23 protein-coding genes are annotated in these 25,407 nt (G+C 64.4%); 8 read left to right on the top strand and 15 right to left on the bottom strand.

Annotated features, from left to right (window positions below; translation table 11 throughout):
• Positions 1 to 54: 54 nt before the first annotated feature.
• Positions 55 to 960 carry a bifunctional DNA-formamidopyrimidine glycosylase/DNA-(apurinic or apyrimidinic site) lyase gene (gene mutM, locus ACM42_RS15315; protein ID WP_271528711.1) on the top strand — a complete coding sequence of 302 codons (906 nt, stop codon included), beginning with the start codon at positions 55 to 57 and terminating at the stop codon, positions 958 to 960.
• Positions 961 to 1,121: 161 nt separating this feature from the next.
• On the opposite strand, the gene ACM42_RS15310 is transcribed toward mutM, so the two are convergent.
• Together ACM42_RS15310 and ACM42_RS15305 are read right to left on the bottom strand one after the other, a co-directional pair.
• Positions 1,122 to 1,865: a ParA family protein gene (locus ACM42_RS15310; protein WP_271528710.1), complete on the bottom strand. Its 744-nt coding sequence runs from the start codon at positions 1,863 to 1,865 to the stop codon at positions 1,122 to 1,124.
• 377 nt (positions 1,866 to 2,242) lie between these two features.
• Complete coding sequence (locus ACM42_RS15305; protein ID WP_271528709.1) at positions 2,243 to 3,601, bottom strand: serine protease; 1,359 nt, start codon at positions 3,599 to 3,601, stop codon at positions 2,243 to 2,245.
• A 232-nt stretch (positions 3,602 to 3,833) separates the two neighbouring features.
• Here ACM42_RS15305 and ACM42_RS15300 point away from each other — a divergent pair, with 232 nt between their 5' ends.
• The gene (locus tag ACM42_RS15300) at positions 3,834 to 4,637 is read left to right on the top strand and encodes a HesA/MoeB/ThiF family protein (protein ID WP_271528708.1); all 804 of its coding nucleotides are present in this window, start codon (positions 3,834 to 3,836) and stop codon (positions 4,635 to 4,637) included.
• 9 nt (positions 4,638 to 4,646) lie between these two features.
• On the opposite strand, the gene ACM42_RS15295 is transcribed toward ACM42_RS15300, so the two are convergent.
• Positions 4,647 to 5,654: an aldo/keto reductase gene (locus ACM42_RS15295; RefSeq protein ID WP_271528707.1), complete on the bottom strand. Its 1,008-nt coding sequence runs from the start codon at positions 5,652 to 5,654 to the stop codon at positions 4,647 to 4,649.
• Positions 5,655 to 5,770: 116 nt separating this feature from the next.
• Here ACM42_RS15295 and ACM42_RS15290 point away from each other — a divergent pair, with 116 nt between their 5' ends.
• Positions 5,771 to 6,682, top strand: coding sequence for a LysR family transcriptional regulator (locus tag ACM42_RS15290; RefSeq protein WP_271528706.1), 912 nt, complete (start codon positions 5,771 to 5,773; stop codon positions 6,680 to 6,682).
• A 3-nt stretch (positions 6,683 to 6,685) separates the two neighbouring features.
• Here the strand turns inward: ACM42_RS15290 and ACM42_RS15285 are convergent, their stop codons facing one another.
• Positions 6,686 to 7,687 carry a 2-hydroxyacid dehydrogenase gene (locus ACM42_RS15285; protein ID WP_028176483.1) on the bottom strand — a complete coding sequence of 334 codons (1,002 nt, stop codon included), beginning with the start codon at positions 7,685 to 7,687 and terminating at the stop codon, positions 6,686 to 6,688.
• Positions 7,688 to 8,010: 323 nt separating this feature from the next.
• Here ACM42_RS15285 and ACM42_RS15280 point away from each other — a divergent pair, with 323 nt between their 5' ends.
• Positions 8,011 to 8,541, top strand: coding sequence for an SH3 domain-containing protein (locus tag ACM42_RS15280; protein ID WP_028176484.1), 531 nt, complete (start codon positions 8,011 to 8,013; stop codon positions 8,539 to 8,541).
• A 91-nt stretch (positions 8,542 to 8,632) separates the two neighbouring features.
• On the opposite strand, the gene irrA is transcribed toward ACM42_RS15280, so the two are convergent.
• A complete protein-coding gene (irrA, locus tag ACM42_RS15275) occupies positions 8,633 to 9,124 on the bottom strand; it encodes an iron response transcriptional regulator IrrA (protein WP_035674497.1) in 492 nt (163 codons plus the stop codon).
• A gap of 354 nt (positions 9,125 to 9,478) precedes the next feature.
• Here irrA and fabA point away from each other — a divergent pair, with 354 nt between their 5' ends.
• The 3 genes from fabA to fabI all read left to right on the top strand — a co-directional run bounded on the left by fabA (position 9,479) and on the right by fabI (position 12,186).
• Positions 9,479 to 10,000, top strand: coding sequence for a bifunctional 3-hydroxydecanoyl-ACP dehydratase/trans-2-decenoyl-ACP isomerase (gene fabA / locus ACM42_RS15270; protein WP_271528705.1), 522 nt, complete (start codon positions 9,479 to 9,481; stop codon positions 9,998 to 10,000).
• Positions 10,001 to 10,039: 39 nt separating this feature from the next.
• Complete coding sequence (gene fabB / locus ACM42_RS15265) at positions 10,040 to 11,263, top strand: beta-ketoacyl-ACP synthase I (protein WP_271528704.1); 1,224 nt, start codon at positions 10,040 to 10,042, stop codon at positions 11,261 to 11,263.
• Positions 11,264 to 11,385: 122 nt separating this feature from the next.
• Entirely contained in the window at positions 11,386 to 12,186 is an 801-nt protein-coding gene (fabI, locus tag ACM42_RS15260) for an enoyl-ACP reductase FabI (protein WP_271528703.1), read from the top strand.
• A 189-nt stretch (positions 12,187 to 12,375) separates the two neighbouring features.
• On the opposite strand, the gene ACM42_RS15255 is transcribed toward fabI, so the two are convergent.
• From ACM42_RS15255 to ACM42_RS15235, 5 genes are all read right to left on the bottom strand, one after another.
• The gene (locus ACM42_RS15255) at positions 12,376 to 12,972 is read right to left on the bottom strand and encodes a glutathione S-transferase family protein (RefSeq protein ID WP_271528975.1); all 597 of its coding nucleotides are present in this window, start codon (positions 12,970 to 12,972) and stop codon (positions 12,376 to 12,378) included.
• 116 nt (positions 12,973 to 13,088) lie between these two features.
• Positions 13,089 to 13,994, bottom strand: a complete 906-nt coding sequence (locus ACM42_RS15250) for a hypothetical protein (RefSeq protein WP_271528702.1) — start codon at positions 13,992 to 13,994, stop codon at positions 13,089 to 13,091.
• A 2-nt stretch (positions 13,995 to 13,996) separates the two neighbouring features.
• Positions 13,997 to 14,833, bottom strand: a complete 837-nt coding sequence (locus ACM42_RS15245; protein WP_271528701.1) for a hypothetical protein — start codon at positions 14,831 to 14,833, stop codon at positions 13,997 to 13,999.
• Between the two features lie 101 nt (positions 14,834 to 14,934).
• On the bottom strand, positions 14,935 to 15,387 hold the full coding sequence (locus ACM42_RS15240; protein ID WP_271528700.1) for a GNAT family N-acetyltransferase: 453 nt from the start codon (positions 15,385 to 15,387) through the stop codon (positions 14,935 to 14,937).
• Between the two features lie 5 nt (positions 15,388 to 15,392).
• Positions 15,393 to 16,319, bottom strand: coding sequence for a hydrogen peroxide-inducible genes activator (locus tag ACM42_RS15235; RefSeq protein ID WP_061879924.1), 927 nt, complete (start codon positions 16,317 to 16,319; stop codon positions 15,393 to 15,395).
• A gap of 114 nt (positions 16,320 to 16,433) precedes the next feature.
• On the opposite strand from ACM42_RS15235, the gene katG reads away from it, so the two are divergent.
• Entirely contained in the window at positions 16,434 to 18,599 is a 2,166-nt protein-coding gene (gene katG, locus ACM42_RS15230) for a catalase/peroxidase HPI (RefSeq protein ID WP_271528699.1), read from the top strand.
• A 118-nt stretch (positions 18,600 to 18,717) separates the two neighbouring features.
• Here the strand turns inward: katG and pnp are convergent, their stop codons facing one another.
• The 5 genes from pnp to infB form a co-directional block, all read right to left on the bottom strand.
• Positions 18,718 to 20,880, bottom strand: a complete 2,163-nt coding sequence (gene pnp, locus ACM42_RS15225) for a polyribonucleotide nucleotidyltransferase (protein WP_271528698.1) — start codon at positions 20,878 to 20,880, stop codon at positions 18,718 to 18,720.
• A gap of 376 nt (positions 20,881 to 21,256) precedes the next feature.
• Positions 21,257 to 21,526 (bottom strand): 30S ribosomal protein S15, encoded by a 270-nt coding sequence (gene rpsO, locus ACM42_RS15220; RefSeq protein WP_008540131.1) that lies wholly within the window; start codon positions 21,524 to 21,526, stop codon positions 21,257 to 21,259.
• Between the two features lie 2 nt (positions 21,527 to 21,528).
• Positions 21,529 to 22,647 carry a tRNA pseudouridine(55) synthase TruB gene (gene truB / locus ACM42_RS15215; protein WP_247799917.1) on the bottom strand — a complete coding sequence of 373 codons (1,119 nt, stop codon included), beginning with the start codon at positions 22,645 to 22,647 and terminating at the stop codon, positions 21,529 to 21,531.
• Positions 22,644 to 23,090 carry a 30S ribosome-binding factor RbfA gene (gene rbfA, locus ACM42_RS15210; protein ID WP_028176497.1) on the bottom strand — a complete coding sequence of 149 codons (447 nt, stop codon included), beginning with the start codon at positions 23,088 to 23,090 and terminating at the stop codon, positions 22,644 to 22,646. The genes truB and rbfA overlap by 4 nt, the downstream gene beginning before the upstream one ends.
• Positions 23,091 to 23,243: 153 nt before the next feature.
• Positions 23,244 to 25,407: translation initiation factor IF-2 (gene infB, locus ACM42_RS15205; RefSeq protein WP_271528697.1), on the bottom strand; the 2,164-nt coding region annotated here is incomplete at its 5' end.

The raw sequence follows: 25,407 nt of genomic DNA, 5'->3' as shown, positions 1-25,407 counted from the left end.
CGCGCCCGCCGCAATGGCGCTATCACACCGCCCTCATAAGGTGAATGCCTGACCATGCCTGAATTGCCAGAAGTCGAGACCGTCCGCCGCGGGCTTCAGCCGGTGATGGAGGGCGCGAAAATCCTTGTCGCGGAGGCCCGGCGGCCGGACTTGCGCTTCCCGTTCCAGCCGGACTTCGTGGCCCGGCTCAAGGGCCAGGTCGTCACGGGCCTCGGCCGCCGTGCAAAATATCTCATGGCCGATCTCGCCTCCGGCGACGTTCTGCTGATGCATCTCGGCATGTCGGGCTCGTTCCGTGTCATCAAGCCGGGCAACGACACTCAGCCCGGCGAGTTTCATTATCCGCGGGCCAAGGATTCCACGCACGACCACGTGCTGTTTCGGATGTCCTCCGGCGCCGACATCGTGTTTAACGATCCGCGCCGCTTCGGCTACATGAAAGTGATCGCGCGCAATGCGCTCGACGACGAGCCGCTGCTGCGCGGGCTCGGACCCGAGCCGCTCGGCAACGAATTCGACGCCGCGATGCTGGCGCGCTCCTGCGCCGGCAAGACCACCAGCCTGAAGGCCGCGCTGCTCGACCAGCGCGTCGTGGCAGGGCTTGGCAACATCTATGTCTGCGAGGCGCTGCATCGCTCGCATCTGTCGCCGCGTCGGATCGCCGCGACCTTGTCGACGAAGTCCGGACAACGCAAAGGCGTTGCCGGGGGCGAGCCGACGGACCATGCCAAGCGATTGGTCGGCGCGATTCACACCGTATTGAACGATGCGATCAAGGCCGGCGGCTCGAGTCTGCGCGACCATCGCCAGACGTCAGGCGAGCTCGGCTACTTCCAGCACTCGTTCAAGGTCTACGACCGCGAAGGCGAGAAATGCACGACGCCGCGCTGCGGCGGCACGATCAAGCGGTTCACGCAGAACGGCCGATCGACCTTCTGGTGTCCGAAATGTCAGAAGTGACGTCGTCACCGTAGATGAGCGCAAAGCCGCAGCAGGAACTACTCCACTATTGCGAGCATAGCGAAGCAATCCGACCGGGCTGATGGCCGGATTGCTTTCTCGCCTGGGCTCTTTCTCCGGATGGCGAAGTAGTCCGTCTGGCGGCTGAGCGATCGCTCCGCTCAGGACGCCAATGTGGTGCTCTCGTCCGCAGCAAGGCCAGCGGCGACGTGCAACATGCCGTCGGCGGCCGACATCACCTGGTCAATCAGGACATTGGTCGGGGCTTCGAGCTCCAGCCGGGTCTGGATCCAGCGCCAGAGGCCGCGGATCTCGTCCGCCGACTTGCCGTTCGGCGCGAATTCGCCCACGGCAAGGCCGCTGGCGAGCGAATCCTGGTGGTCGTTGCGCATCGCGATCAGTGGACGCGCGAGCACCTCGGCGAGATCAAGCGAAGCTTCTTCAGCGAGGGTGCTGGCGGCGTTGTCGATCCGCTGGCCGCGGATCGGCGTCTGGTTCAGCACGAAGCCGTACGGCCGCTTCCAGGCGCGCGCGACGCTCAGCGTCGAGGCGGTGGCCTCGATGTCGGCGACGCTCGGGCGGGCCGGGATCAGGCAGAGGTCGGAATGGCGGATTGCGGCGGTGGTCGCGGCGCTGAGACCGGCCGCGGTGTCGACGATCGCGAGCTGGAGGCCGCTGTCGGCGAGCATCTTCAGACGCGGCTCGATGTCGGCGGCGTGATAGATCGGTTCGACGACGAGATCGTCCGTGGTGCGGCGGCGTTGCCAGTTGGACAGGGTGCCCTGCGGGTCGGTCTCGATCAGGCGAACGGTGAAACCGACCTGCTTGGCCGCCAGCGCGAGGCCGACGGCGAGGGTGCTCTTGCCACTGCCGCCCTTTTGGGTGGCCAGTACGATCGTGTGCATTGAAGTTCAATCCTTTGGAGTGCTGGGTCAGGAATGCGCCACGCGAACGTGCACCGCTTCGCGATGCTGAGCTCTTCTCGCTCAGGACGTGCCGGCCCGATCCAAAGGGGGATCGCGGAGGTCCGAATCAACGGTAACGATGATGGCGGAATAGGGAATGCCAGCGAATCCGTACCATTACCGGACCCGTAGTCGTACGTGTGATGGTTGACCGTTGTGCCCCGGACAAAGCGCAGCGCAAAAGCGATGCGCTGCAGAGCCGGGGCCCAGTGAGCCGCTTGCACGGAATTTGAGGACGCATGGGTCCCGGCTCTGCGGAGCGTCACTTTGTGCCGCGCCGCGTCCGGGACAGGGGAGAATGGGTGCTTTCGCCCGTCCTACTTCCTCACGCAGATCACGCGCACGACGGCCGCTTTCGCATCCGTCGACGTGCCATTCGCAGTGACGCCGTTCGCCTTCAGGAAATCCCGTATCCTCTCGGCGGAGACCATCACAGCCTGTAATGCCGGCACCGACGTCGCAGGTCCCGCAACCATCGCCGGTTTCAGCAGCGCGATGCCCGCGAACTTGCCGTCGGCGTCGATGGCCGGGCTACCGGAGAAGCCGACCGCGGGCGGAGGCGACAGCGCGAAATTGCTGCTTGTCGCCGCCGTCAGCGCAGCCTTGACGCTCGACACGCCGGCCGCGCCGCCCTGGCTCTGCGGATCGGCGATGCCGACGATGTCCACATTCGCCTTCGCTGCGCCGCCGGCGAGGCTGAGCGGCTTCAGGGCGCGGGCGCCGTAGATGTGCAGGAGCGCGAGATCATGCCCCTTGTCCTCGGCGAGGCGGTCGGCGTTGCCATGACCGGCGATCGTGATCGCGAGGCAGCCATCGGTGACGAGGCGGTCGGTGACGATCGCACCGTCGTCGCTGACGACGATGCCGGTGCCGTATTCGACGGTCTTGCGCGGCGGCGGCCCGGCTTGCGGTCCGGACGGAAATGCATTGAATGCGCTCGACATTGCGATCACGACCGGCTCGACCGTGTTCTCGGTCGCCTGGTCGTAGAGGATCGTCATGGTGCGGACTTCGTCGCCCTTGAAGGTGCCACGCACGTAAAATTTCTTCAGGCCCTGCAATCCCGACAGCACGAAGAAGTCGGGCTTCACCACGGTGTAATCGACCTTGCGCCCGGACGGCTCCTTCTCCAGATCGGCGAGCTTTGCCGAGGTCGGGTTCACCTCCTTGCGGCGGCTAAGCAGCACCTGAACCGTGCCGGTCGGCGAGGTCCATTTCGAGCCGTTGGCGTCGCTTGCCTGCTGCGGCACCAGCTTGCCGGGGATGCCGAGCCGGGCGCCGCTGGTCGGCTCCGTCACGATCTTCCAGCCGACGCTCTCCTGCTTCTTTCGGGCCGCCTCGGCGAGCGCGGTGCGTTCCTGCGGATTGAGCACACCGGTCGGCTTGCCGCCCTTGGCCTTCTGGTACTCCTTGATGGCGTTGACCATGCGCTCGCTGACGTCGCCGGTGATGGCGCCGTTATATTGGCCGACCCAGGCGAGGTCGGACTGGAGCGACAGCCGCTCCGCTTTTGCCATGGCATCGGCCGTCGCTGACGGCGTCTGCATCGCAGGAGGCCGGACCGGGACGGTCTGAACCGTTTTCGGCTTGGTCCCGGGGACCTGTGGCGCCGTCATCTGGGCGTTCGCGCCTGTAGCGGCCGCAAACATCAGTGTTGCCGCAAGCATCGATCTCATGACAAATCCAGCCAGCCCATTGAACGCAGTGTCATTGAAGCACATCTCGTTGGTCGCGAACAATGTTGGGGTGGTTCAGGTTTGACAGGAGCCGCGAACTCAAGTCCTCATCCTGAGGAGCGGCCCCAAGGCCGCGTCATCGAAGGATGGCCACGGGCGAGATCGGGGCCTTCATGGTTCGAGACGCGCGTTCCGCGCTCCTCACCATGAGGAGTGAGAGGAATGTAGGACGATGCTGAGCCCGGACGAACTCGAACGCTATGCCCGCCATATCGTGCTGCGCGATGTCGGCGGGCCGGGCCAAGCCGCGCTGAAGCGGGCCTCCGTGCTGGTGATCGGCGCCGGCGGGCTCGGCGCGCCCGCGCTGATGTATCTGGCTGCCGCCGGCATCGGCACGCTGGGCGTGGTCGACGACGACGTGGTCTCGCTGTCCAATCTGCAGCGCCAGGTCATCCACACCACGCCCGACATCGGCCGCCACAAGGTCGAGAGCGCCGCCGAGCGGATCTCGGCGCTCAATCCGCATGTCCGCTTCGTCGGCCACGCCACCTGGCTCAACGCGGATAACGCGCTCAGCCTGATCGGCGACTATGACCTCGTGCTCGACGGCTCCGACAATTTCTCGACGCGCTATCTCGTCTCCGACGCCTGCTTCTTCGCGAAGCGGCCGTTGATCACGGCGGCGCTCGGGACCTTCGACGGCTCGCTCACCACCATCCGCGCGCATGAGACGAACGAGCAGGGCGAGTTCAATCCGACCTATCGCTGCCTGTTTCCGGAAGCACCCCCGCCAGGTACCGTTCCGGCCTGTGCGGAGGCCGGCGTCATGGGGGCACTCGCGGGCGTGCTCGGCTCGATGATGGCGCTGGAGGCGATCCGCGAGATCGTCGGCTTCGGCGACGGCCTCGTCGGCCGTCTCCTGATGATCGACGCGCGCGCGATGCGCTTCGAAACGCTGCGCTACGGGCGCGATCCAGCCAATCCGCTCAACGGCGACGGGCCCGTGATCCGCGATCTCAGTGCCCATCGCACCTGATTGCCGCCGTTACCTGGTGGCCGGTTTCTCGCTATCGAGATGCGCCATCTGCTCGGCCGTGTAACGCGTGCCGGCAGCGACATCCGGCGGGAAGGCTTTTGCCAGCGCTGCGAGATGAGTTTGCGTCAGCGTCACCTTGGTTGCGCCGAGCGCTTCGTCGAGACGGTTGCGGGTGCGGGCGCCGATCAGCGGCACGATCTCCCGGCCCTGCGCGGCCACCCAGGCGATCGCGACTTGCGCCGGCGTTGCACCGACGTCGTTCGCAATCGTGCGCAGCGATTCGACCAGCGCGAGATTGGCATCGAGGTTCGCGCCCTGGAAACGCGGCGTCATCAGCCGATAATCCTTGCCGGCCTTGCCCGAATCCTTCGACCAGTGACCGCTGATCAGGCCGCGCGCCAAGACGCCGTACGCGGTGATACCGATGCCGAGCTCGCGGCAGGTCTTGAGGATGTCGCGTTCGATGCCGCGCTCGATCAGCGAATATTCGATCTGAAGGTCGGCGATCGGATGCACGGCATGTGCGCGGCGGATGGTGTCGGAGCCGACCTCGGACAGGCCGATATGCCTGACGTAGCCGGCCTTCACGAGATCGGCGAGGCCGCCGACGGTGTCTTCGATGGGAACGTTCGGATCGAGCCGCGCCGGACGATAGATGTCCACATAATCGGTGCCGAGCCGCTGGAGCGAATAGGCGAGGAAGTTCTTTGTTGCGACCGGCCGGCAGTCCATGCCGATGAAGTCGCCGGCGGGACCGCGCAGCGCGCCGAACTTGACGCTGATCCGCACCTTCTCGCGTGAAACCTCCTTGAGCGCCTCGCGGATCAGCATTTCATTGTGGCCCATGGCATAGAAATCGCCGGTGTCGAGCAGCGTGATGCCCGCATCGATTGCCGCATGGATGGTGGCGATGCTTTCGCCGCGATCGGAAGGACCGTAGGCGTCGGACATGGCCATGCAGCCGAGACCGAGGCTCGAGACGGTGGGGCCGGTTGAACCGAGTTTTCGTTGTTCCATGATGGCTCTCCTCGAAGGGCGGCGGTTGAGCGCCGCGTGACGAGGACGGATATGCGCCCGACTGATTGAGCCGATAAGCTGGACAATCCGGAATGGCTTGTTCACAATGGCGAACAATGGCCGAGCCTGATCTGCGCGACCTCGATGTCTTCGTGGCAGTCGCCCGCACCCGCAATTTCCGGCGTGCGGCGGTAGAAATTCGCGTGTCGGTATCGAGCCTTAGCCAGCGTCTGCGCGACTTCGAGGAGCGCCTAGGCGTCCGCCTGATGAATCGCACCACCCGCAGCGTCGCTCTGACCGAGGCGGGAGAATTGCTGTTGTCGCGGGTGGCGCCGGCGCTGCGCGAGGTCGGCGATGCGCTGGACCAAGTACGAGGCCTGCGCGCGGTCGCCTCGGGCCGGCTGCGCATCAACGCACCGCCGCCGGCGGTCGATCTGGTGCTGGCGCCGATGGTCGGCCCGTTTCTCGCCGCGCATCCCAAGGTCGATCTCGACATCGTCTCCGAAAGCGGTTTCGTCGACATCGTCAGCGCCGGCTTTGATGCCGGAGCGCGCTATGGCGAGCACCTCGCGCAGGACATGGTCGCGATCCCCCTGAGCGGCCCGCAGCGCTACGTCGTCGTCGCATCGCCCGACTACGTCGCGCGCCGCGGCCGGCCGGAGCATCCGAAGGATCTGCTCGAGCATGATTGCATTCGCGCCCGCTATTCGAGCGGCGTCATGCATGATTGGGAGTTCGAGAAGAACGGTCAGATCATGAAGGTCGATCCGCCGGCCAAGCTGATCTCGACCAATATGAGCCTTGCCATGCGCGCTGCGCTCGACGGCGTCGGCGTGTGGGCAACGCTCGATGGCTACGTGCATGACGCCGTGAAGTCCGGCGCGCTGGTCAGCCTGATGGAGGATTGGTGCGAGCCGTTTCCCGGACCGTTCCTATACTATCCGAGCCGACGCCAGACGCCGCCTGCGCTTCGTGCGTTCATCGATTTCGTTGCGGACTGGCGCAAGCGGGAAGGGCGCGGGACGTAAGCCTCAGAGCATGCTCGGCAGCACGCGATCCGGCGGCTTGTGGGCGTCGAGGAAGGTGCGGATGTTGATGATCACCTTCTCGCCCATCTCGACGCGGCCTTCGATCGTGGCCGAGCCCATATGCGGCAACAGCGTCACCTTGCCGGCCCTGGCGAGCCGCACCAGCTTCGGGTTGACCGCGGGCTCATGCTCGTAGACGTCGAGGCCGGCGCCGGCAATCTCGCCGCCTTCGATCAACTTGATCAGCGTGTCCTCGTCGGTCACCTCGCCGCGCGCGGTGTTGACGATGTAGGCGTCCTTGCGGATCAGCTTCAGCCGCCGTGCCGAGAGCAGATGATAGGTCGCCGGCGTGTGCGGACAATTCACCGAGATGATGTCCATCCGCGCCAGCATCTGGTCGAGGCTTTCCCAATAAGTCGCGCCGAGCTCTTCGGCGATGACAGGAGCGACGGGACGGCGGTTGTGATAGTGGATCTGAAGGCCGAACGCGCGCGCGCGGCGCGCCACCGCCTGGCCGATGCGGCCCATGCCGATGATGCCGAGACGCTTGCCGCCGATGCGGTGGCCGAGCATCCACATCGGCGACCAGCCCGCCCAGGGCTTTCCTTCGGTCAGGATCGAGGCGCCTTCGATCATCCGCCGCGGCACGGCCAGGATCAGCGCCATGGTCATATCCGCGGTGTCTTCGGTCAGAACCTTCGGCGTATTGGTGACGGTGATGCCGCGGGCATGGGCGGCCGCAACGTCGATATTGTCGACGCCGTTGCCGAAATTGGCGATCAGGCGGAGCTTGCAGTCGGGCTGGTTCACGACATCGGCGCTGATGTGGTCGGTCACGGTCGGAACCAGCACGTCGGCGGTGCGCGCGGCTTCCGCGATCTGGTCGGCCGACATCGGCGTGTCCTCGAGATTGATCCGCGCGTCGAACAGCTCGCGCATTCGCGTCTCGATCGAATCCGGCAGCTTGCGCGTCACCACGACGAGGGGCTTTTTCTTCACCGACATGTCCTGCTCTCATGAGGCGTCGCGGTCCGCCTCTGTCGCCAAAGGCCGGCCGTTGAGGCCTCATTAACCCGGTTGTTCGACACTGCCCTTGCCGTGTCCGTCCCCGGCGCTTCCTCCAAGCTCTCCCGACATTTCCGGCCGGAAAATCGGGGCAAACTGGTTGTTCAAGTGCCCGTCCTCTCTAGCAGAAGGCCGGGCCAAGACAAGAACCACGGGCCAAGGCTTGGAACCCGCGTGGGGCGGGAAAAGGGGCAGACGCGGCAGGGTTTTGGAATTTGGGGTGAGGATCCGGTTCGGCCGGGTCTTCGACAGGAGACGGGTTGATGGCGTTGGGGCGTTTTTGTTCGGTGATGGCGCTCGTTTGCACCTGGTTGAGCGCCTCGGTCGGCCCCTCGCATTCGGCGAAGGACAATACCCCGCAGACCGCCAGCGGCTTGCCGGTGCCACGCTATGTCAGCCTCAAATCGGATCACGTCAACGTCCGCGCCGGCCCGACCAAGGACAATGACGTCGCCTGGGTCTACACCCGCGCCGGCCTGCCGGTCGAAATCACCGCCGAGTTCGAGAACTGGCGCCGGGTGCGCGATTCCGAGGGCGCCGAAGGCTGGGTCTATCACTCGCTGCTGTCGGGCCGCCGCACCGCGGTCGTCACCATGAAGCACAAGGACGACCTCGCCCCGATCTACGACCGGCCCGATCCTGACAGCGCGGTTGCAGCAAAGCTCCAGGCTGGCGTCGTCACGCAGGTGAAGAAGTGCGCCGCAAACTGGTGCCGCGTCATAGGCAACGGTTTTGACGGCTGGATCCAGCAGGAGCGCCTCTGGGGCGTCTATTCGGACGAGCAGGTGAATTGACGCTGCAGGCGTCGGCCCGAAATGGCGCCGCAAACGAAAATGGCCGGGACAAACCCGGCCATGACGACGAATTCAGCAGTTCAGGACGAACTCAGCGCTTCTTGCGCAGGCGCACGACCATGTCGATGCGGGAGATCTCGTAGCCCTCGGGCACCTCCGGCATCTTCGACAGCGCCAGATGCGGGTCCTCGATGTCGACCAGCTCGTGGCTGTTCTCGAGGTAGTAGTGATGGTGGGTCGTGACGTTCGTGTCGAAATAGGTCTTGGTGCCGTCGACGCTGACCTGGCGGAGCAGGCCGGCATCGGTAAGCTGATTCAACGTGTTGTAGACGGTCGCCAGCGATACCGGAACCTTGGCCAGCGTCGCTTCCTCATAGAGCATTTCAGCCGTGAGGTGACGTGCACCCTTGCCGAACAGCAGCCAGCCGAGCGCCATGCGTTGGCGCGTCGGACGGAGCCCCGCGGACTGGAGCATTTCGTTGACGTCGTGCCACGGGCAGCCGGTCAAGGCCGGCTGGCGGCCGGACAGGAGGGCCGCAGCATGGGCGTCGTCGTCGTAGTGGGACGCGGTATTCTCGGTCATTTCCAGATTTCGGGCACGCGTGAACAATATCTCTTTGTTACTATAAGAAGAGAAAGATGCAGATGCAAGTTTCTCGCAACTAGAGAGGTTCTAATCAGGCTTGGAACCGCGTGGTGAGCGCGTCATTTTACCTTCATGGATGCGCTTTGCCACCCGAAATGGCCTGTGTTAGAGAGCGCGCGGTTCCGCTTAGCCGATTTTGGTGCAGCCGAGCATGAAAGGCTTGGTTCGCAGTCCATCCGGGGCTTGCGCGAGTCGCGGCCGACGGTGGCAATTGGCGTTGCTGTCCGATCGAGACGGGGCCCATTTTCGCCAAAGAACGCCGCTCAATCGGGATTGAACAGAGGCTCGTGAATGCTGAACAGGCGCAACGGTTATGACTACGAAGATCTGCTGGCCTGTGCCCGCGGCGAGATGTTCGGTCCGGGCAATGCCGAGCTGCCGCTGCCGCCGATGCTGATGTTCGACCGCATCACGGAAATCACCGACAATGGCGGTGAGTTCGGCAAGGGCCTGGTGCGCGCCGAGCTCGACGTGAAACCTGACCTCTGGTTCTTCGGCTGCCATTTCAAGAACGACCCGGTGATGCCCGGCTGCCTCGGCCTGGATGCGCTGTGGCAAATGGTCGGCTTTTACCTCGGCTGGGTCGGCGGCGAAGGCCGCGGCCGGGCGCTCGGCCTGAGCGAGCTGAAGTTCGGCGGCCAGGTGCTGACCGACGCCCGCAAGGTTGTGTACAACGTCGATATCAAACGCGTGATGCGGGCAAAGCTGGTGCTCGGTATCGCCGACGGGTGGCTTTCGGTCGATGACCAGATTATTTATCGCGCCAAGGATCTGAAGGTCGGCCTGTTCAAGCAGGGCGCGAGCCTGGGCTGAGCGCATCACCAAGAAGACAACGATTGAGGCGAGGCTGTCATGAGGCGGGTTGTGGTCACCGGAATGGGCATCGTCTCGTCCATCGGAAACAACACCCAGGAAGTGCTTGCGAGCCTTCACGAGGCGAAGTCGGGCATTTCGCGGGCTGAGAAATATGCCGAGCTCGGCTTCCGTTCGCAGGTGCAAGGTGAGCCCACGCTCGATCCTTCGACGGTGGTCGACCGCCGCGCGATGCGTTTCCTCGGCCAGGGTGCGGCGTGGAATCACGTCGCGATGGAGCAGGCGATCCAGGACTCCGGCCTGTCGCCCGACGAAGTCTCCAACATCCGCACCGGCATCATCATGGGCTCCGGCGGTCCCTCGGCCCGCACCATCGTCGAAGCCGCCGACATCACCCGCACCAAGGGACCCAAGCGCGTCGGCCCGTTTGCGGTGCCGAAGGCGATGTCTTCCACGGCCTCCGCGACGCTTGCAACCTGGTTCAAGATCAAGGGCGTGAACTATTCGATCTCGTCGGCCTGCGCGACGTCGAACCATTGCGTCGGCAATGCCTATGAGACGATCCAGATCGGCAAGCAGGACATCATCTTCGCCGGCGGCTGCGAGGAGCTGGACTGGTCGCTGTCGGTGCTGTTCGACGCCATGGGCGCGATGTCCTCGAAGTACAACGACACGCCGGCCACGGCCTCGCGTCCCTACGACCTCAATCGCGATGGTTTCGTCATCGCCGGCGGCGCCGGCGTGCTGGTGCTGGAAGAGCTCGAGCATGCCAAGGCGCGCGGTGCGCGCATCTATGGCGAGATCGTCGGCTATGGCGCGACCTCGGACGGCCATGACATGGTGGCGCCTTCGGGCGAAGGCGCCGAGCGCTGCATGCGCATGGCGATGTCGACGGTGAAGACCAAGGTCGACTACATCAATCCGCACGCGACCTCGACACCTGCCGGCGATCCGCCGGAGATCGAGGCGATCCGAAAAGTGTTCGGCGTCGGTGAGCAGTGCCCGCCGATCTCGGCGACCAAGGCGCTGACCGGCCACTCGCTGGGCGCCACCGGCGTGCAGGAAGCGATCTATTCGCTGCTGATGATGAACAACGGCTTCATCTGCGAGAGCGCGCACATCCAGGAGCTCGATCCCGTGTTCGCCGACATGCCGATCGTGCGCAAGCGCATCGACAACGTCAAGATCGGCACCGTGCTGTCGAACTCCTTCGGCTTCGGCGGCACCAACGCCACGCTGGTGTTCAGCCGGCTGGATGCGTGACATCATTGTTGGTGCATTGTTGATTTCTTCGTCATGGCCGGGCTCGTCCCGGCCATCCACGTGTTGGCCTCAAGCATCGAAGCGATGAGCCCGGTCACGGCGAAGCGGAAGGTGATGGTGAGATGGAAGGTTTGATGAAAGGCAAGCGCGGTCTGATCATGGGCATCGCCAATGATCACTCGATCGCCTGGGGCATGGCGCGGACGCTGCATGCCCATGGCGCAGAGCTTGCCTTCACCTTCCAGGGCGAGGCTCTCGGCAAGCGCGTGAAGCCGCTGGCGGAGCAGCTTGGCGTGGATCTGGTTCTGCCTTGCGACGTCGAGGACATCGCCAGTGTCGATGCCACCTTCGCTGCGCTCCGCGAGAAATGGGGCCGGCTCGACTTCGTGATCCACGCGATCGGCTTTGCCGACAAGAACGAGCTCAAGGGCCGCTACGCGGACACCAGCCGCGAGAATTTTTCGCGCACCATGGTGATCTCCTGCTTCTCGTTCACGGAGGTCGCAAAACGCGCCGCCGAACTGATGACGGAAGGCGGCAGCATGATCACGCTGACCTTCGGCGCGTCGGAGCGTGCGATGCCGAATTACAACGTGATGGGCGTGGCGAAGGCGGCGCTGGAAGCCTCCGTGCGCTATCTCGCCGCCGATTTCGGACCGCGCGGCATCCGCGTCAACGCGATCTCCGCGGGCCCCATCCGCACGCTCGCCGGCTCCGGCATCGGCGAGGCGCGGGCGATGTTCGCCTTCATGCAGAAGCACGCGCCGCTCCGTCGCGGCGTCACGCTCGACGACCTCGGCGGCTCGGCGCTGTATCTGCTGTCGGATCTCTCCGGCGGCGTGACCGGCGAGATCCACTACGTGGATTCCGGCTACAACGTCATCCTGATGCCGCGGCCGGACGATCTGAAGACGCCGGACTAAAGCGGAATGGCTTTAGGTTGAGTCGATTGCCGCGGCTCCTTCACCTCTCCCGCAAGCGGGAGAGGTCGGCGCGAAGCGCCGGGTGAGGGCTTTCTCCTCTTGGGGATTGTCCCATTGCGGAAATACCCTCTCCCGCGAGCGGGAGAGCACCTCCATCGTTGCAGCGATCCAGCCTCATCTCATCACGCTCTAACCCGCCGCGATCTTCTCCGCACGCTGGAACGCCGGCCGCGCCATGCAGCGCGCCAGATAGGCGTCGAAGGCCGGGCGCGACGGCACCATCTTGAACAGGCGTACCGCGAAATTCAGGCCTGAGCCGACCGTGATGTCGGCGGCGGAAAATTCTTCGCCGAGAATCCACGGTCCTTTCTCAAGCGCGGCCTCCAGCACGTCGAACACCTGCGTCGCACTGCCCCACGCCGCGGTCGAGGTCGGGATCTCGATCTTGGTGAAGATCTGGATGATGGCGGGCTCGATGCAGCCCGGCGAGAAGAACAGCCATTGCAGGTAGCGCGCGCGGCGCGGATCGGTCACGCCAGGCGCCAGTTTCGTCTCGGGATAGCGGTCGGCGATGTAGGCGCAGATGGCCGCGGCTTCCCCGAGCGCCGCGTCGCCGTCGGTCAGCGCCGGCACCTTGCCCATCGGATTGATCTTTAGAAAGTCCGGCGTCTTCTGCGCGCCGGTCGAAATGTCGGTCAGCACGCGCTCGTAGGGCAGGCCGCTCTCTTCCATCAGCCAAAGCGTCGTGAACGAGCGCGAGCGGGGCGACCAATAGAGCTTGATCATGGTGAGGAACCTTCCATCGGCGAGAAGCGAACGGCGCGCCATTCATGACGCGTTTGTCGCGCATTCGCAACGCACTACGTCTGGGCAAGGAGTCAGCTGCGCGAACGACATGTGGGTCAGCGCTCTTTGGTGTCGCTTTGTCGCGTTGTTGGTCGGACTCCGAGCATGAACGGAAGCGTCTTGTCCAGGCTTTCCGCCAGCATGGCGCGTACGTCATCACGCAGTGCGGAATTGCCGGCGGCGTCCTCGGGACGCGCCGGAAACGATGCTTCGGGCAATTCGCGGTAAGGACCGCTAATTTGTGCGCCCAAAAGCCTCTGCACCATCAGAGGCTGCAGGTTGATCAGTGCAGAGCTCTGCCGGATGACGGAGAAGTCGCGCCCGTCAAACACGCGGATAAAGGCCAGTGCGTAGAGATAGATGCGGTGCCCGACCAACACATCTTGGTTGATAATGCCGAAGCCGCGAACCGTGTAATTAGACGAGCCGATGGGGCTGATCGAATTTCCGATCTGGATGTAGTGTCGACAACTCGTTCCTTTCACGACCTCTCGCATGTAGTCGGCTAACTCCGCCTTGAGGTCGCGGAACAACCTGTCCATCAACGTGTCCTTGGACGAATCGTGGGAAGGAATTTTCGCCGGGAAGTAGGGAATTCTCAAAACGGACACGCCGGCAGGGATCGCGGCGCGAATGCGCGCGAACATCAGATCGCCGAGTCTCCAGCCCGGGATCGGAACTGCGGTCGTCTTGTTCTGGAATATCGTCAAGCCAGTCGATTTCACGATGAACTCGTCGCCGGTAGCGATGACGACGCCGATGTCGCACGAGCCGCCCCCAGTAGAAGCGGGCCTCGCCGTCACATCGCGCCGCGCGGTTACCTTGCCGTTGGCCGTGCTCGTCTTTGGCGCTGTCTGGGCCCCGGCTCCCGCCGTTGAGAGCAGATGAGCCGCGACGATCATTGCGACGGCCTGAGCCGCCTTGACCGTCGCTTTCTTGCGAGCTTGGCTTTCCTTCATCATCGTCACTGCGCGAAATATGGCGGCAAGATCTTGTCCAGCCGTTTGGTCAGAAATTCGCGCGTGGTGTCGCGCAGGGCGGTGTTGTTGGCGGAGTCCGTGGCCGTCTCCGGAAACATCGATTTGTCCACTTTCTGCAAGAGCTCGTTCGAGACGAAGTTGTCCGCCATATGCTTCATGACACCTTCAAACGTTACGGCCGGGCCTTTCATGATTTCGAAGGTGCGGCCGTCGACCCATGTCACGCCGATATAGGCGAAAACATACGCATAGGAGATGAGGCCGACACCCCGGCTGAAGATTCCGACGCCGCTGAGCGATTGATTGGTCCCGTCGAGCTGTCCTTCGCTACGCATGATGACGAGATAACGCTCGCAACCGGCATTCCCCGCGACCTGCCGGATCAGGTTCGACAGCTCTTCGCGCCGATTGCGGAGCAGGCCGGATTCGGGATGATAGTAGGAATCGAGCGCACCCTTGGCGTAAGTGATCCGTCGCACCGGCGTGCTGCCTGCTGCTGCCCGCGCCCGCGCAAAGACGAGATCGTCGAGGCCCCAGGATACCGGGACTTCTGCATAGTCGTTCCCGAACACGGTCAGGCCGATCTTCTGGACGACGAAAATGTCCCCGGTCCCCGCAATCACGCCGACACCACACGGACCGGTCGTCGCCGGCTCCGCAGGCTTGGCTGTCGCCTTCGGCTTCGCCGCCGCTTTCTTGGTCGTCGGCTTTACCTGTGGTGCGGTCTGAGCGGAAGGCGCAGTGGTTGCAGGCGGCGTCTGCGCCACCGCTGGAGCCAGAATGGACAGCAGGACAAGCGCCGTGGCAGCAAATCGAAACATGGATTCCAGGGGATCAGAAGGCGGAGGACGTCGGATGCCGTCACACTAGGTGGGTACGGTGACAACCGCAAGCTGCAGCGTGGAAACAGCGTCTATCCGGGCTACTGCCTCTTCCACCGATAATATTTCATCATGAACCCGTTCGACGGCTCGATCTCTTCCTTCTCGAACACAAAGCCTTCGCGCTCGTACCAGCGCCAGGCCTTTTCGTTCTCGCGCACGCAGCGCAGGTACATCTCATCGGGCATTTGCGTCCGCGCAAACGCGAGCAGTCGCCGCCCGAGCGAACGACCCTGATGGTCGGGCGCGACGAAGAGCATGTCGAGATAGAGCTTTGGCACATGCAGCGCCAGCATCGCAGCGACCGTGCCGTTGTCGTCGGCGACGAACAGGCTCCAGCCGTTCGCGATCTCGCGCCTGATGCGCGCACGCAGGTTGGCCAGGAGGAAGTCGCTCGTCTCGGCAAGCCCGGTCGAGGCCCAGCTCTCCATCCAGACGCGGCCGACCTCATCATACTCGTCTGCGCGGGCAGGGCGGATGACGGGATGCGGCATCGGCGCTAGGCCCGCTGGCTGCGCACGCTCTGACGCGCGCGCACCTTGCCGGCCGACAGGCAGACCACCTCGGAGATTTGCAGCAGCTGCCGTGCCAGCGGGCTGGTCTTGCGCCACACCATGCCGATGGTGCGCGACGGCTCGGGGTCGCGGAAGCGCGCCAGCGAGACCGAGGCAGATCGCGTCTCCACCGGTACCGCCATCTCCGGGATCAGCGTCACGCCGATGCCGGCGCTGACCATCTGGACCAGCGTCGAGAGCGAGTTGGCGTCCAGCATCTCGCGCGGCGGCGCCGACTGCATGTTGCAGAAGGAGAGCGCCTGGTCGCGGAAGCAGTGCCCCTCCTCGAGCAGCAGAAGCCGCATCTCGCGCATCATCTCGCGCGACGGCACCGGTGTGCCCTCGTCGGAGCCCGGCCGGACCAGCAAGAACTTCTCCTCGAACAGAGCAACCTCAGTGAGCGAGGGCTCCGACACCGGCAGCGCCACGATGGCGGTGTCGAGGCGGCCTTCCACCAGTTCCTGGATCAGCCGGGGAGTCATGGTCTCGCGCACGCGGATATCGAGCTCCGGATGCATGCGCGTGAGATTCTTGGTGATCTTGGGCAGCAGGTAAGGCGCGATCGTCGGGATCATGCCGATGCGCAGGCGGCCGGCAAAGCGGTCCTGCGAGGCCCGGGCGAAATCACCGAGCTCGTCGACCGAGCGCAGGATGTCACGGACGCGCTGGGCGAGTTCCTCGCCGAACCGGGTCAGCGCGACCTGCCGCGCGCTGCGCTCCAGCAACAGCCCGCCGAGCGTCTCCTCCAGCTCCTTGATTTGCATCGACAGGGCCGGTTGCGAGATGGAACAGGATTCGGCCGCGCGGCCGAAATGGCCATGACGCGCCAGCGCATCAAAATACCGGAGCTGGCGCAGCGTCAGATTTATCATAAGAAAATCCTATCGCAGCGATCACTAAAGTCAACTTCCCCTGATGGGACGTGGCGCTTAGAGTGGTTCTACCTGGTCAAGGGCGCGAGTTCGACGCCGCCAGAGGAGGTATTCATGGACGACACTTCGAAGTGCCCGTTTTCGGGCGGAAAACCCACGCGTACAAACCGCGACTGGTGGCCAACGCAGCTCAACGTCGAGGTCCTGCACAAGAACTCGGACAAGTCCGATCCGATGGACAAGGACTTCGATTACGTCAAGGAGTTCAAGTCGCTCGACCTGAATGCGGTCATCAAGGACCTGACCGCTCTGATGACGGACTCGCAGGAATGGTGGCCCGCCGACTTCGGACACTATGGCGGTCTCATGATCCGCATGGCCTGGCACAGCGCGGGCACCTACCGCATCACCGACGGCCGCGGTGGCGCCGGCGCTGGTCAGCAGCGCTTCGCGCCGCTCAACAGCTGGCCCGACAACGCCAATCTCGACAAGGCGCGCCGTCTGCTCTGGCCGATCAAGCAGAAATACGGCCGCAAGATTTCCTGGGCCGATCTGATGGTGCTCGCCGGCAACGTCGCGCTGGAATCGATGGGCTTCAAGACCTTCGGCTTTGCCGGCGGTCGCGTCGACGTCTGGGAGCCGGAAGAGCTCTATTGGGGTCCGGAAGGCACCTGGCTCGGCGATGAGCGCTACAGCGGTGAGCGTCAGCTCGCCGAGCCGCTCGGCGCGGTGCAGATGGGCCTCATCTACGTCAATCCGGAGGGGCCGAACGGCAAGCCGGATCCGGTCGCTGCGGCCAAGGACATCCGCGAGACGTTCGCCCGCATGGCGATGAACGACGAAGAGACCGTGGCGCTGATCGCCGGCGGCCACAGCTTCGGCAAGACCCACGGCGCCGGCGATGCATCGCTGGTCGGCCCGGAGCCGGAAGCGGGCGCGCTGGAAGATCAGGGGCTCGGCTGGAAGAGCAAGTATGGATCGGGCCTGGGTGCCGATTCCATCACCAGCGGCCTCGAGGTGACGTGGACGAAGACGCCGACCAAGTGGAGCAACAACTTCTTCGAGAACCTGTTCAATTTCGAATGGGAGCTGACGAAGAGCCCGGCTGGTGCGCAGCAGTGGACGGCCAAGAACGCCGAGGCGATCATCCCCGATGCTTTCGACAAGTCGAAGAAGCATCGGCCGACCATGCTGACGACCGACCTCTCGCTGCGCTTCGATCCCGTGTATGAGAAGATCTCGCGTCGCTTCCTGGAGAATCCGGATCAGTTCGCTGACGCCTTCGCCCGCGCCTGGTTCAAGCTCACCCATCGCGATATGGGCCCGATCCAGCGCTATCTCGGCCCGCTGGTGCCGAAGGAGACGCTGATCTGGCAGGATCCCATTCCAGCCGTCAATCACGAGCTGGTCAGCGATCAGGACATCGCTACCCTGAAGTCCAAGATCCTGGGCTCCGGCCTCTCGGTGTCCGAGCTGGTCTCGACCGCCTGGGCGTCGGCCTCGACGTTCCGCGGCTCCGACAAGCGCGGCGGCGCCAACGGCGCGCGCATCCGCCTTGCCCCGCAGAAGGACTGGGAGGTGAACGAGCCGGCTCAGCTCGCCAAGGTGCTCGGCAAGCTCGAAGCGATCCAGAAGGACTTCAACGCCTCGTCCGGCGCGAAGAAGGTCTCGCTTGCGGACCTGATCGTGCTCGGCGGCACTGCCGCGGTCGAGAAGGCCGCCAAGGATGCCGGCGTCGACGTCAAGGTCGGCTTCACGCCGGGCCGCATGGACGCCTCGCAGGAGCAGACGGATGCGGCCTCCTTCGCGCCGCTGGAGCCGCGGGCCGATGGCTTCCGCAACTACATCGGCAAGCGGCATCAGTTCATGCATCCTGAAGAGGCGCTGGTCGATCGCGCGCAGCTGCTGAGGCTGACCGGTCCGGAGATGACGGTGCTGGTCGGCGGCCTGCGGGTGCTCGGTGCGAATGCGAACGGTTCGAAGCACGGCGTCTTTACTCCGAAGGTGGGTACGCTGAGCAACGATTACTTCGTCAACCTGCTCGACATGAGCACGCAGTGGACGCCGTCGGCCGACGGCTCCTATGAGGGGCGCGACCGCAAGACCAACGCGGTGAAGTGGACCGGCACGCGTGTCGATCTGATCTTCGGCGCACACTCGCAGCTCCGCGCCTTCGCCGAGGTCTATGCCACCTCGGACTCCAAGGAGAAGTTCGTCAAGGACTTCGCCAAGGCCTGGACCAAGGTGATGAACCTCGACCGATACGACATCGTGGCGTGAGGGCTTTTGGTCGCCTCTCCGGCAAGCGGGAGAGGCGGCACATATCGCCCGAAGCGAACACAAACAAAAAGGGCGGCCTCTCGGCCGCCCTTCGTGTTTCTGGCTGTGGTGCGAGAGCTTATTCGCCCGCCGCTTCGCGCGGGGCCTTCTCGCCCTCGGCGGCCTTCTCCTTGGCCTCGAGGTCCTCGCCGGTGGTCTGGTCGACCACCTTCATCGACAGGCGGGTCTTGCCGCGGTCATCGAAGCCGAGCAGCTTGACCTTGACCTTGTCGCCTTCCTTGACGACGTCGGAGGTCTTCTGCACGCGGCTGGAAGCGAGCTGGCTGATGTGGACGAGGCCGTCCTTGGAGCCGAAGAAGTTCACGAAGGCGCCGAACTCCATGACCTTGACGACGGTGCCGTCATAGATCTGGCCGACTTCCGGCTCGGAGGCGATCGACTTGATCCACTTGATCGCGGCCTTCATGGCTTCGCCGTCGCTGGAGGCGACCTTCACGGTGCCGTCGTCCTCGATGTTGACCTTGGCGCCGGTCTTCTCGACGATCTCGCGGATCACCTTGCCGCCGGTGCCGATCACTTCGCGGATCTTGTCGGTCGGGATCTTGAAGGTCTCGATGCGCGGCGCATATTCGCCGAGCTCGGCGCGGGCGTTGGTCAGCGCCTTGGCCATCTCGCCGAGGATGTGGATGCGGCCTTCCTTGGCTTGGCCAAGGGCGACGCGCATGATCTCTTCGGTGATGCCCTCGATCTTGATGTCCATCTGGAGCGAGGTGATGCCCGCTTCCGTGCCGGCCACCTTGAAGTCCATGTCGCCGAGATGGTCCTCGTCACCGAGGATGTCGGAGAGAACCGCGAAGCGCTTGTCTTCGAGGATCAGGCCCATCGCGATGCCCGCGGTCGGCCGCTTCAACGGCACGCCGGCATCCATCAGCGCCAGCGAGGCGCCGCAGACCGACGCCATCGACGAGGAGCCGTTGGATTCGGTGATCTCCGAGACCACGCGCACCGTGTAGGGGAACTCGTGATGCGGCGGCAGCACCGGATGGATCGCGCGCCAGGCCAGCTTGCCGTGGCCGATCTCGCGGCGCTTGGTGCCGCCGAGGCGGCCGGTCTCGCCGACCGAATAGGGCGGGAAGTTGTAGTGCAGCAGGAACGTTTCCTTGTACGTCCCGGACAGCGCGTCGATGTACTGCTCGTCCTCGCCGGTGCCGAGCGTGGTCACGACCATCGCCTGGGTCTCGCCGCGGGTGAACAGCGCCGAGCCGTGGGCGCGCGGCAGCACGCCGACTTCGGCGATGATGTTGCGCACGGTCTTGCTGTCGCGGCCGTCGATGCGCTTGCCGGTGTCCAGGATGTTCCAGCGAACGATCTTGGCTTCCAGCTCCTTGAACACGCCGGCGATACGGAGCTTGTCGTATTTCGGCTCCTGGCCCTCCGGGAAGTAGTGGGCGATCACCTTTTCCTTGACCTTGCCGACTGCGGCGTAGCGATCCTGCTTGACCGGAATGGCGTAGGCGGCGCGCAGCTCCTGCTCGACGAGGCCGAGCATTTCCTTCTCGAGCGCGGCATTGTCGATCACGGTGACTTCGCGCGGCTCCTTCGCGGCCTTCTCGGCGAGCTCGATGATGGCGTTGATGACCGGCTGGAAGTGACGGTGACCGAACATCACTGCGCCGAGCATGATGTCTTCGTTCAGCTCCTTGGCCTCCGATTCCACCATCAGCACGGCGTCGGCGGTGCCGGCGACGACGAGGTCGAGCTGGGTGTCGACCATCTCGTCGAGCGTCGGGTTGAGCACATATTCGTCATTGACGAAGCCAACGCGGGCTGCGCCGATCGGGCCCTTGAACGGAGCGCCCGACAAGGTCAGCGCCGCCGACGAGGCCACCAGCGCGACGATGTCAGGGTCGTTTTCCATGTCGTGCGACAGCACCGTGGCGATCACCTGGGTCTCGTTGCGCCAGCCGTCGACGAACAGCGGACGGATCGGACGGTCGATCAGGCGGGAGACCAGCGTCTCCTTCTCGGTCGGACGGCCCTCGCGCTTGAAATAGCCGCCGGGGATACGGCCCGCAGCGTAGGTCTTTTCCTGGTAGTCGACGGTCAGCGGCAGGAAGTCGACGCCTTCGCGCGGCGCCTTCGCCGCGACGACGGTGGCGAGCACCACGGTCTCGCCATAGGTGGCGACGACGGCGCCGTCGGCCTGGCGGGCGATCTTGCCGGTTTCGAGCTTGAGTGGGCGTCCGCCCCAGTCGATCTCGACTGAATGCTTATTGAACATAGTGGTCTTCTTTCATGGGTTCTCGAAAGAAGGGATGCGTCGAAAAACAAAAACCATGCGCAAGATTGCGGGACGCTGATCGGAGCGGATGATCATCGTCCTGCGATCCTGCCATGGTTTTTGGATTTCGGATGGCGTCCATCCTTTCGGGTCATACGGGCGCCTTGCCCGTTGTGCCCAGCCGCCGGATTGCTGCTGGACTGTCAGTCGGCACGAACGCGAACACCGAACCGCGGTCTTCACTCTTCATGCCCGGATGCGAATCCTCAAAGACTCGCATCCGACGCGCACGCAGCATCGATCAAAAACCTTTAAGGAAGCGCTTTCGTTCGAAACCACGCACGAAAACGCGCGCCAGTGGCGCGCGCAGGAACACTTAACGACGAATGTTGTGCTTCTCGAGCAGCGCCTTGTACCGCGCCTCGTCCTTCTTCTTGAGGTAGTCGAGGAGCGAGCGGCGGGTCGAGACCAGCTTCAAGAGGCCGCGACGCGAATGGTTGTCCTTCACGTGGGTCTTGAAATGGTTGGTGAGGTTGTTGATGCGTTCCGACAGGATCGCGACCTGAACCTCGGGCGAGCCGGTGTCGCCGGCCTTGGTGGCATTCGTCTTGATGACTTCCGCTTTGCGTTCTGCGGCAATCGACATCGTCAATTTCTCTCGTTGCGACCGGAGCTGGCAGTCAGGCCGGTCAGGTTGAACACACGCTTGGGGATGATTTCGCCATTGCCGACTTCAGCAAGCGCGAGAAGCCGGCCTGCCACCGTGACATAGACTGTGCCGCTACAAGTGGGCGCATCCCGTCCGCGCAACAAAACGGCCTGGCCCCGATGGAGCCTTGCCGCATCAGCCCGAGTGACGGCCAGTGCCGGGATGTCGTCCAGCGCGGTCTCAACGGGCAAAAGCGCGTCGGCGAGGCTGCCCTCGCCGGACGCGGCTCTATCGCACAAAGCCTCCAACTGATCCAGCGGAATCATGTCGTTTTCGCCAAATGGGCCGACCAGGGTCCGCCTGAGCGCGCAGATATGGCCGTAAGTGCCGAGAATTCGGCCCATATCGCGGGCCAGGGCGCGGACATAGGTGCCCTTGCCGCACTCGGCCTCGAATACGGCTCGGTCCTTATCCGGTTGATCTACAAGGGTTAAATGGTGAATCTCGACCGGCCGGGGCGCCAGTTCCACGACCTCGCCGTCGCGGGCAAGGTCATAGGCGCGCTCGCCCTGGATCTTGATCGCGGAATAGCGAGGCGGGATCTGCTCGATCACCCCGGTGAAGCGGGGCAGGAGAGCCAGGATCGCCTCCCGGGTCGGGCGCTGGTCGGAGGTCGCGGTCACCCGGCCCTCGATGTCGTCGGTGTCGCGTTCCTCGCCCCAGCAGACCGTGAACTGGTAGCGCTTGCGGCCGTCCATCACGAAGGGAACGGTCTTGGTGGCTTCGCCGAGTGCGATCGGCAGCCCGCCAGAGGCGAGCGGATCGAGCGTACCGGCGTGGCCGGCGCGCTTGGCGTTGAACAGCCGCTTGAGCACCGCAACCGCCTGCGTCGAGGTCATGCCGATCGGCTTGTCGAGCACGACCCAGCCATGGACGTCGCGGCGGTCCCGACGCGGCTGGTTGCCCTTCTGCTGCTTGGCGCGTGGATCGTTGTTGACGCGGCGCGGCTCCTGATGCGGTCGGGCATCGCCTCCCAGATCCGCAAAATTATTCTTCTGCACCTCGCGCTGATCGGCATCGTTGCCGCCGATCGTGCCGTGAGCCGGGTCCATGGTCATTGCTCTTCTTCCCGATCCGAAGCCGGATTCTGTTCCAGATCCTTGTCCAAGTCCTTCTGCACCGCAGGTGTTCGCAAAAGCTTCTCGATCCGTTCCGCTTCGTCGAATCGCTCGTCGACGCGGAAGCGAATGTCAGGTGCAAATTTCAGGTTAACGCGCCGCGCGACCTCGCCGCGCAGGAATTTCTTGTTGCGCTCGAGTGCCGCGATCACGATCTCGGTGTCGCGGCCACCGAGCGGCATCACGTAGACCGTCGCGAGCTTCAGGTCGGGCGACATCCGCACCTCCGGCACGGTGATGATGTGACCTTCGAGATCCGCATCATGCACGTTGCCTTGCGCCAGAATATCGGCCATCGCGTGGCGAACCTGCTCGCCGACGCGCAACTGACGCTGCGAGCCTCCGCCGGGCGCGGAACTTTTCTTCTGATGGTGGCGTGGCATTTTCGAAAATCACCTCGTCATGCCCGTGCTTGGGACACGGGCATTGTCGTTTTCCTGTTGAAACGAAGAGGGGTGGATGGCCGGAAAAATCCGGCCATCGCACTCCCGCAATTTCAGTTCAAAAAGATCCGAACGCTTCGGTAAGATTTGGACTTACAGGGAGCGCTGGATCGTCTCCACGCGATAGCACTCGATCACGTCACCGGCGCGCATGTCGTGATAGCTCTCGAAGGCCATGCCGCATTCCTGACCCGACTGGACTTCCTTCACTTCGTCCTTGAAGCGCTTCAGCGTCGACAGCTTGCCTTCGTGCACCACGACGTTGTCGCGGATCAGGCGCACATTGGCGCCGCGTTCCACGGTGCCGTCGGTGACGCGGCAGCCGGCGACCTTGCCGACCTTGGAGATGTTGAAGATCTCCAGGATCTCGGCATTGCCCAGCATGGTTTCGCGCAAGGTCGGCGCGAGCAGACCGCTCATCGCCTTCTTCACGTCGTCCACGAGGTCGTAGATGATGTTGTAGTAGCGGATCTCGATGCCGTTGCGCTTGGCGGCCGCAGCGGCTTCCTTGTTGGCTCGGACCGAGAAGCCGATGATCGCGGCGTTGAAGCCTTCCGCGAGCGTCACGTCGGATTCCGAGATGCCGCCGACGCCGGCATGCAGGATGCGGGCTGCGACTTCGTCGGTGCCGAGCTTCTCCAGCGAGCCGAGGATGGCTTCCAGCGATCCCTGCACGTCGGCCTTGACGATCAGCGGGAATTCCTTGCGGCCCGCCGTCTTCAATTGCGACATCATCTGCTCGAGCGAGCCGCGCATGCCGGAGATCGAGGCTGCCGCGTTCTCGCGCTTCTGGTGCGCACGGTAGCTGGTGACCTGACGGGCACGGGCTTCGTTCTCGACCACCGCGAGACGATCGCCGGCCTCGGGCGGACCGTTGAAGCCCAGCACTTCGACCGGTACCGAGGGACCGGCCTCCTGCACCGTCTCGCCCTGATCCGAGATCAAGGCGCGGACACGGCCCATTTCGGCACCGGCGACGATGATGTCGCCGACGCGGAGCGTGCCGCGCTGCACCAGCACGGTCGCGACCGGACCACGGCCGCGATCGAGCTTGGCCTCGATCACGGTGCCCTCGGCCGGACGCTGCGAATTGGTCTTCAGGTCGAGGATTTCGGCCTGGAGGGCAATCATTTCGAGCAGCTTGTCGAGGTTGGTCTTGTTCTTGGCGGACACCTCGACGTCGACGACCTCGCCGCCGAAGGATTCCACCTGCACCTCGTGCTGAAGCAGCTCGGTACGCACGCGCTCGGGCTTGGCGTCGGGCTTGTCGATCTTGTTGATGGCAACGATGATCGGCACCCGCGCCGCCTTGGCGTGGTTGATGGCTTCGACCGTCTGCGGCATCACGCCGTCATCGGCCGCGACCACCAGCACGACGATGTCGGTGACCTTGGCGCCGCGGGCGCGCATCGCGGTGAACGCGGCGTGGCCGGGCGTGTCGATGAAGGTGATCTTCTTGCCACTTTCGGGCGACACCACCTGATAGGCGCCGATGTGCTGGGTGATGCCGCCGGCCTCGCCGGAGACGACGTTGGCGTGGCGGAGTGCGTCGAGCAGCGAAGTCTTGCCGTGATCGACGTGACCCATCACGGTCACGACGGGCGAGCGCGTCTCGGTGTCGGTGGAATCGTCGACGGTGTCGAACAGGCCTTCCTCGACGTCCGACGCGGCCACGCGCTTGACGGAGTGGCCCAGTTCTTCGGCGATCAGCTGCGCGGTGTCGGCATCGATCACGTCGGTGATCTTGTGCATCGCGCCCTGCTTCATCAGCATGCGGATGACGTCGACCGCGCGCTCGGCCATGCGGTTGGCGAGCTCCTGGATGGTGATCGCTTCCGGAATGATCACCTCGCGGATGAGCTTTTCCTTCGGCTCGTTCGAGGCATGGCCCTTCAGGCGCTGCGTGCGGCGGCGAAACGAGGCGATCGAGCGCTCGCGCACCTCGTCGGCGTTGAGCGCGGTGACCACGGTGAGGCGGCCGCGCTCTTTCTGCGGGCCGGGCTTGTGGGTGGTCTTGGGGGGAGGCGCGGGACGCGCGGCGCCGCCGGGACCGCGACGGATCTGGCGCGGAGCCTCGTCCTCGTCCGGTTCGGCTGCAACTGCGGGGCCGCGACCTGCCGGTCCGCCCGGACGCTGCGCGGTCGTCGTTGCGGGACGCGCCGTCGTGGTTCCCGGGCGGGTCGTGGTGGTTCCGGGCCGGGCCGCGGGGGCGCCGGGCCGCGGTGCAGGCGCGGCCGGTGCCGCGGTTGCGGGACGC

It is taken from the genome of Bradyrhizobium sp. CCBAU 25338, assembly GCF_028128965.1.
GTDB lineage: Bacteria > Pseudomonadota > Alphaproteobacteria > Rhizobiales > Xanthobacteraceae > Bradyrhizobium > Bradyrhizobium liaoningense.
This window is presented reverse-complemented; position numbering and strand designations above follow the sequence as displayed.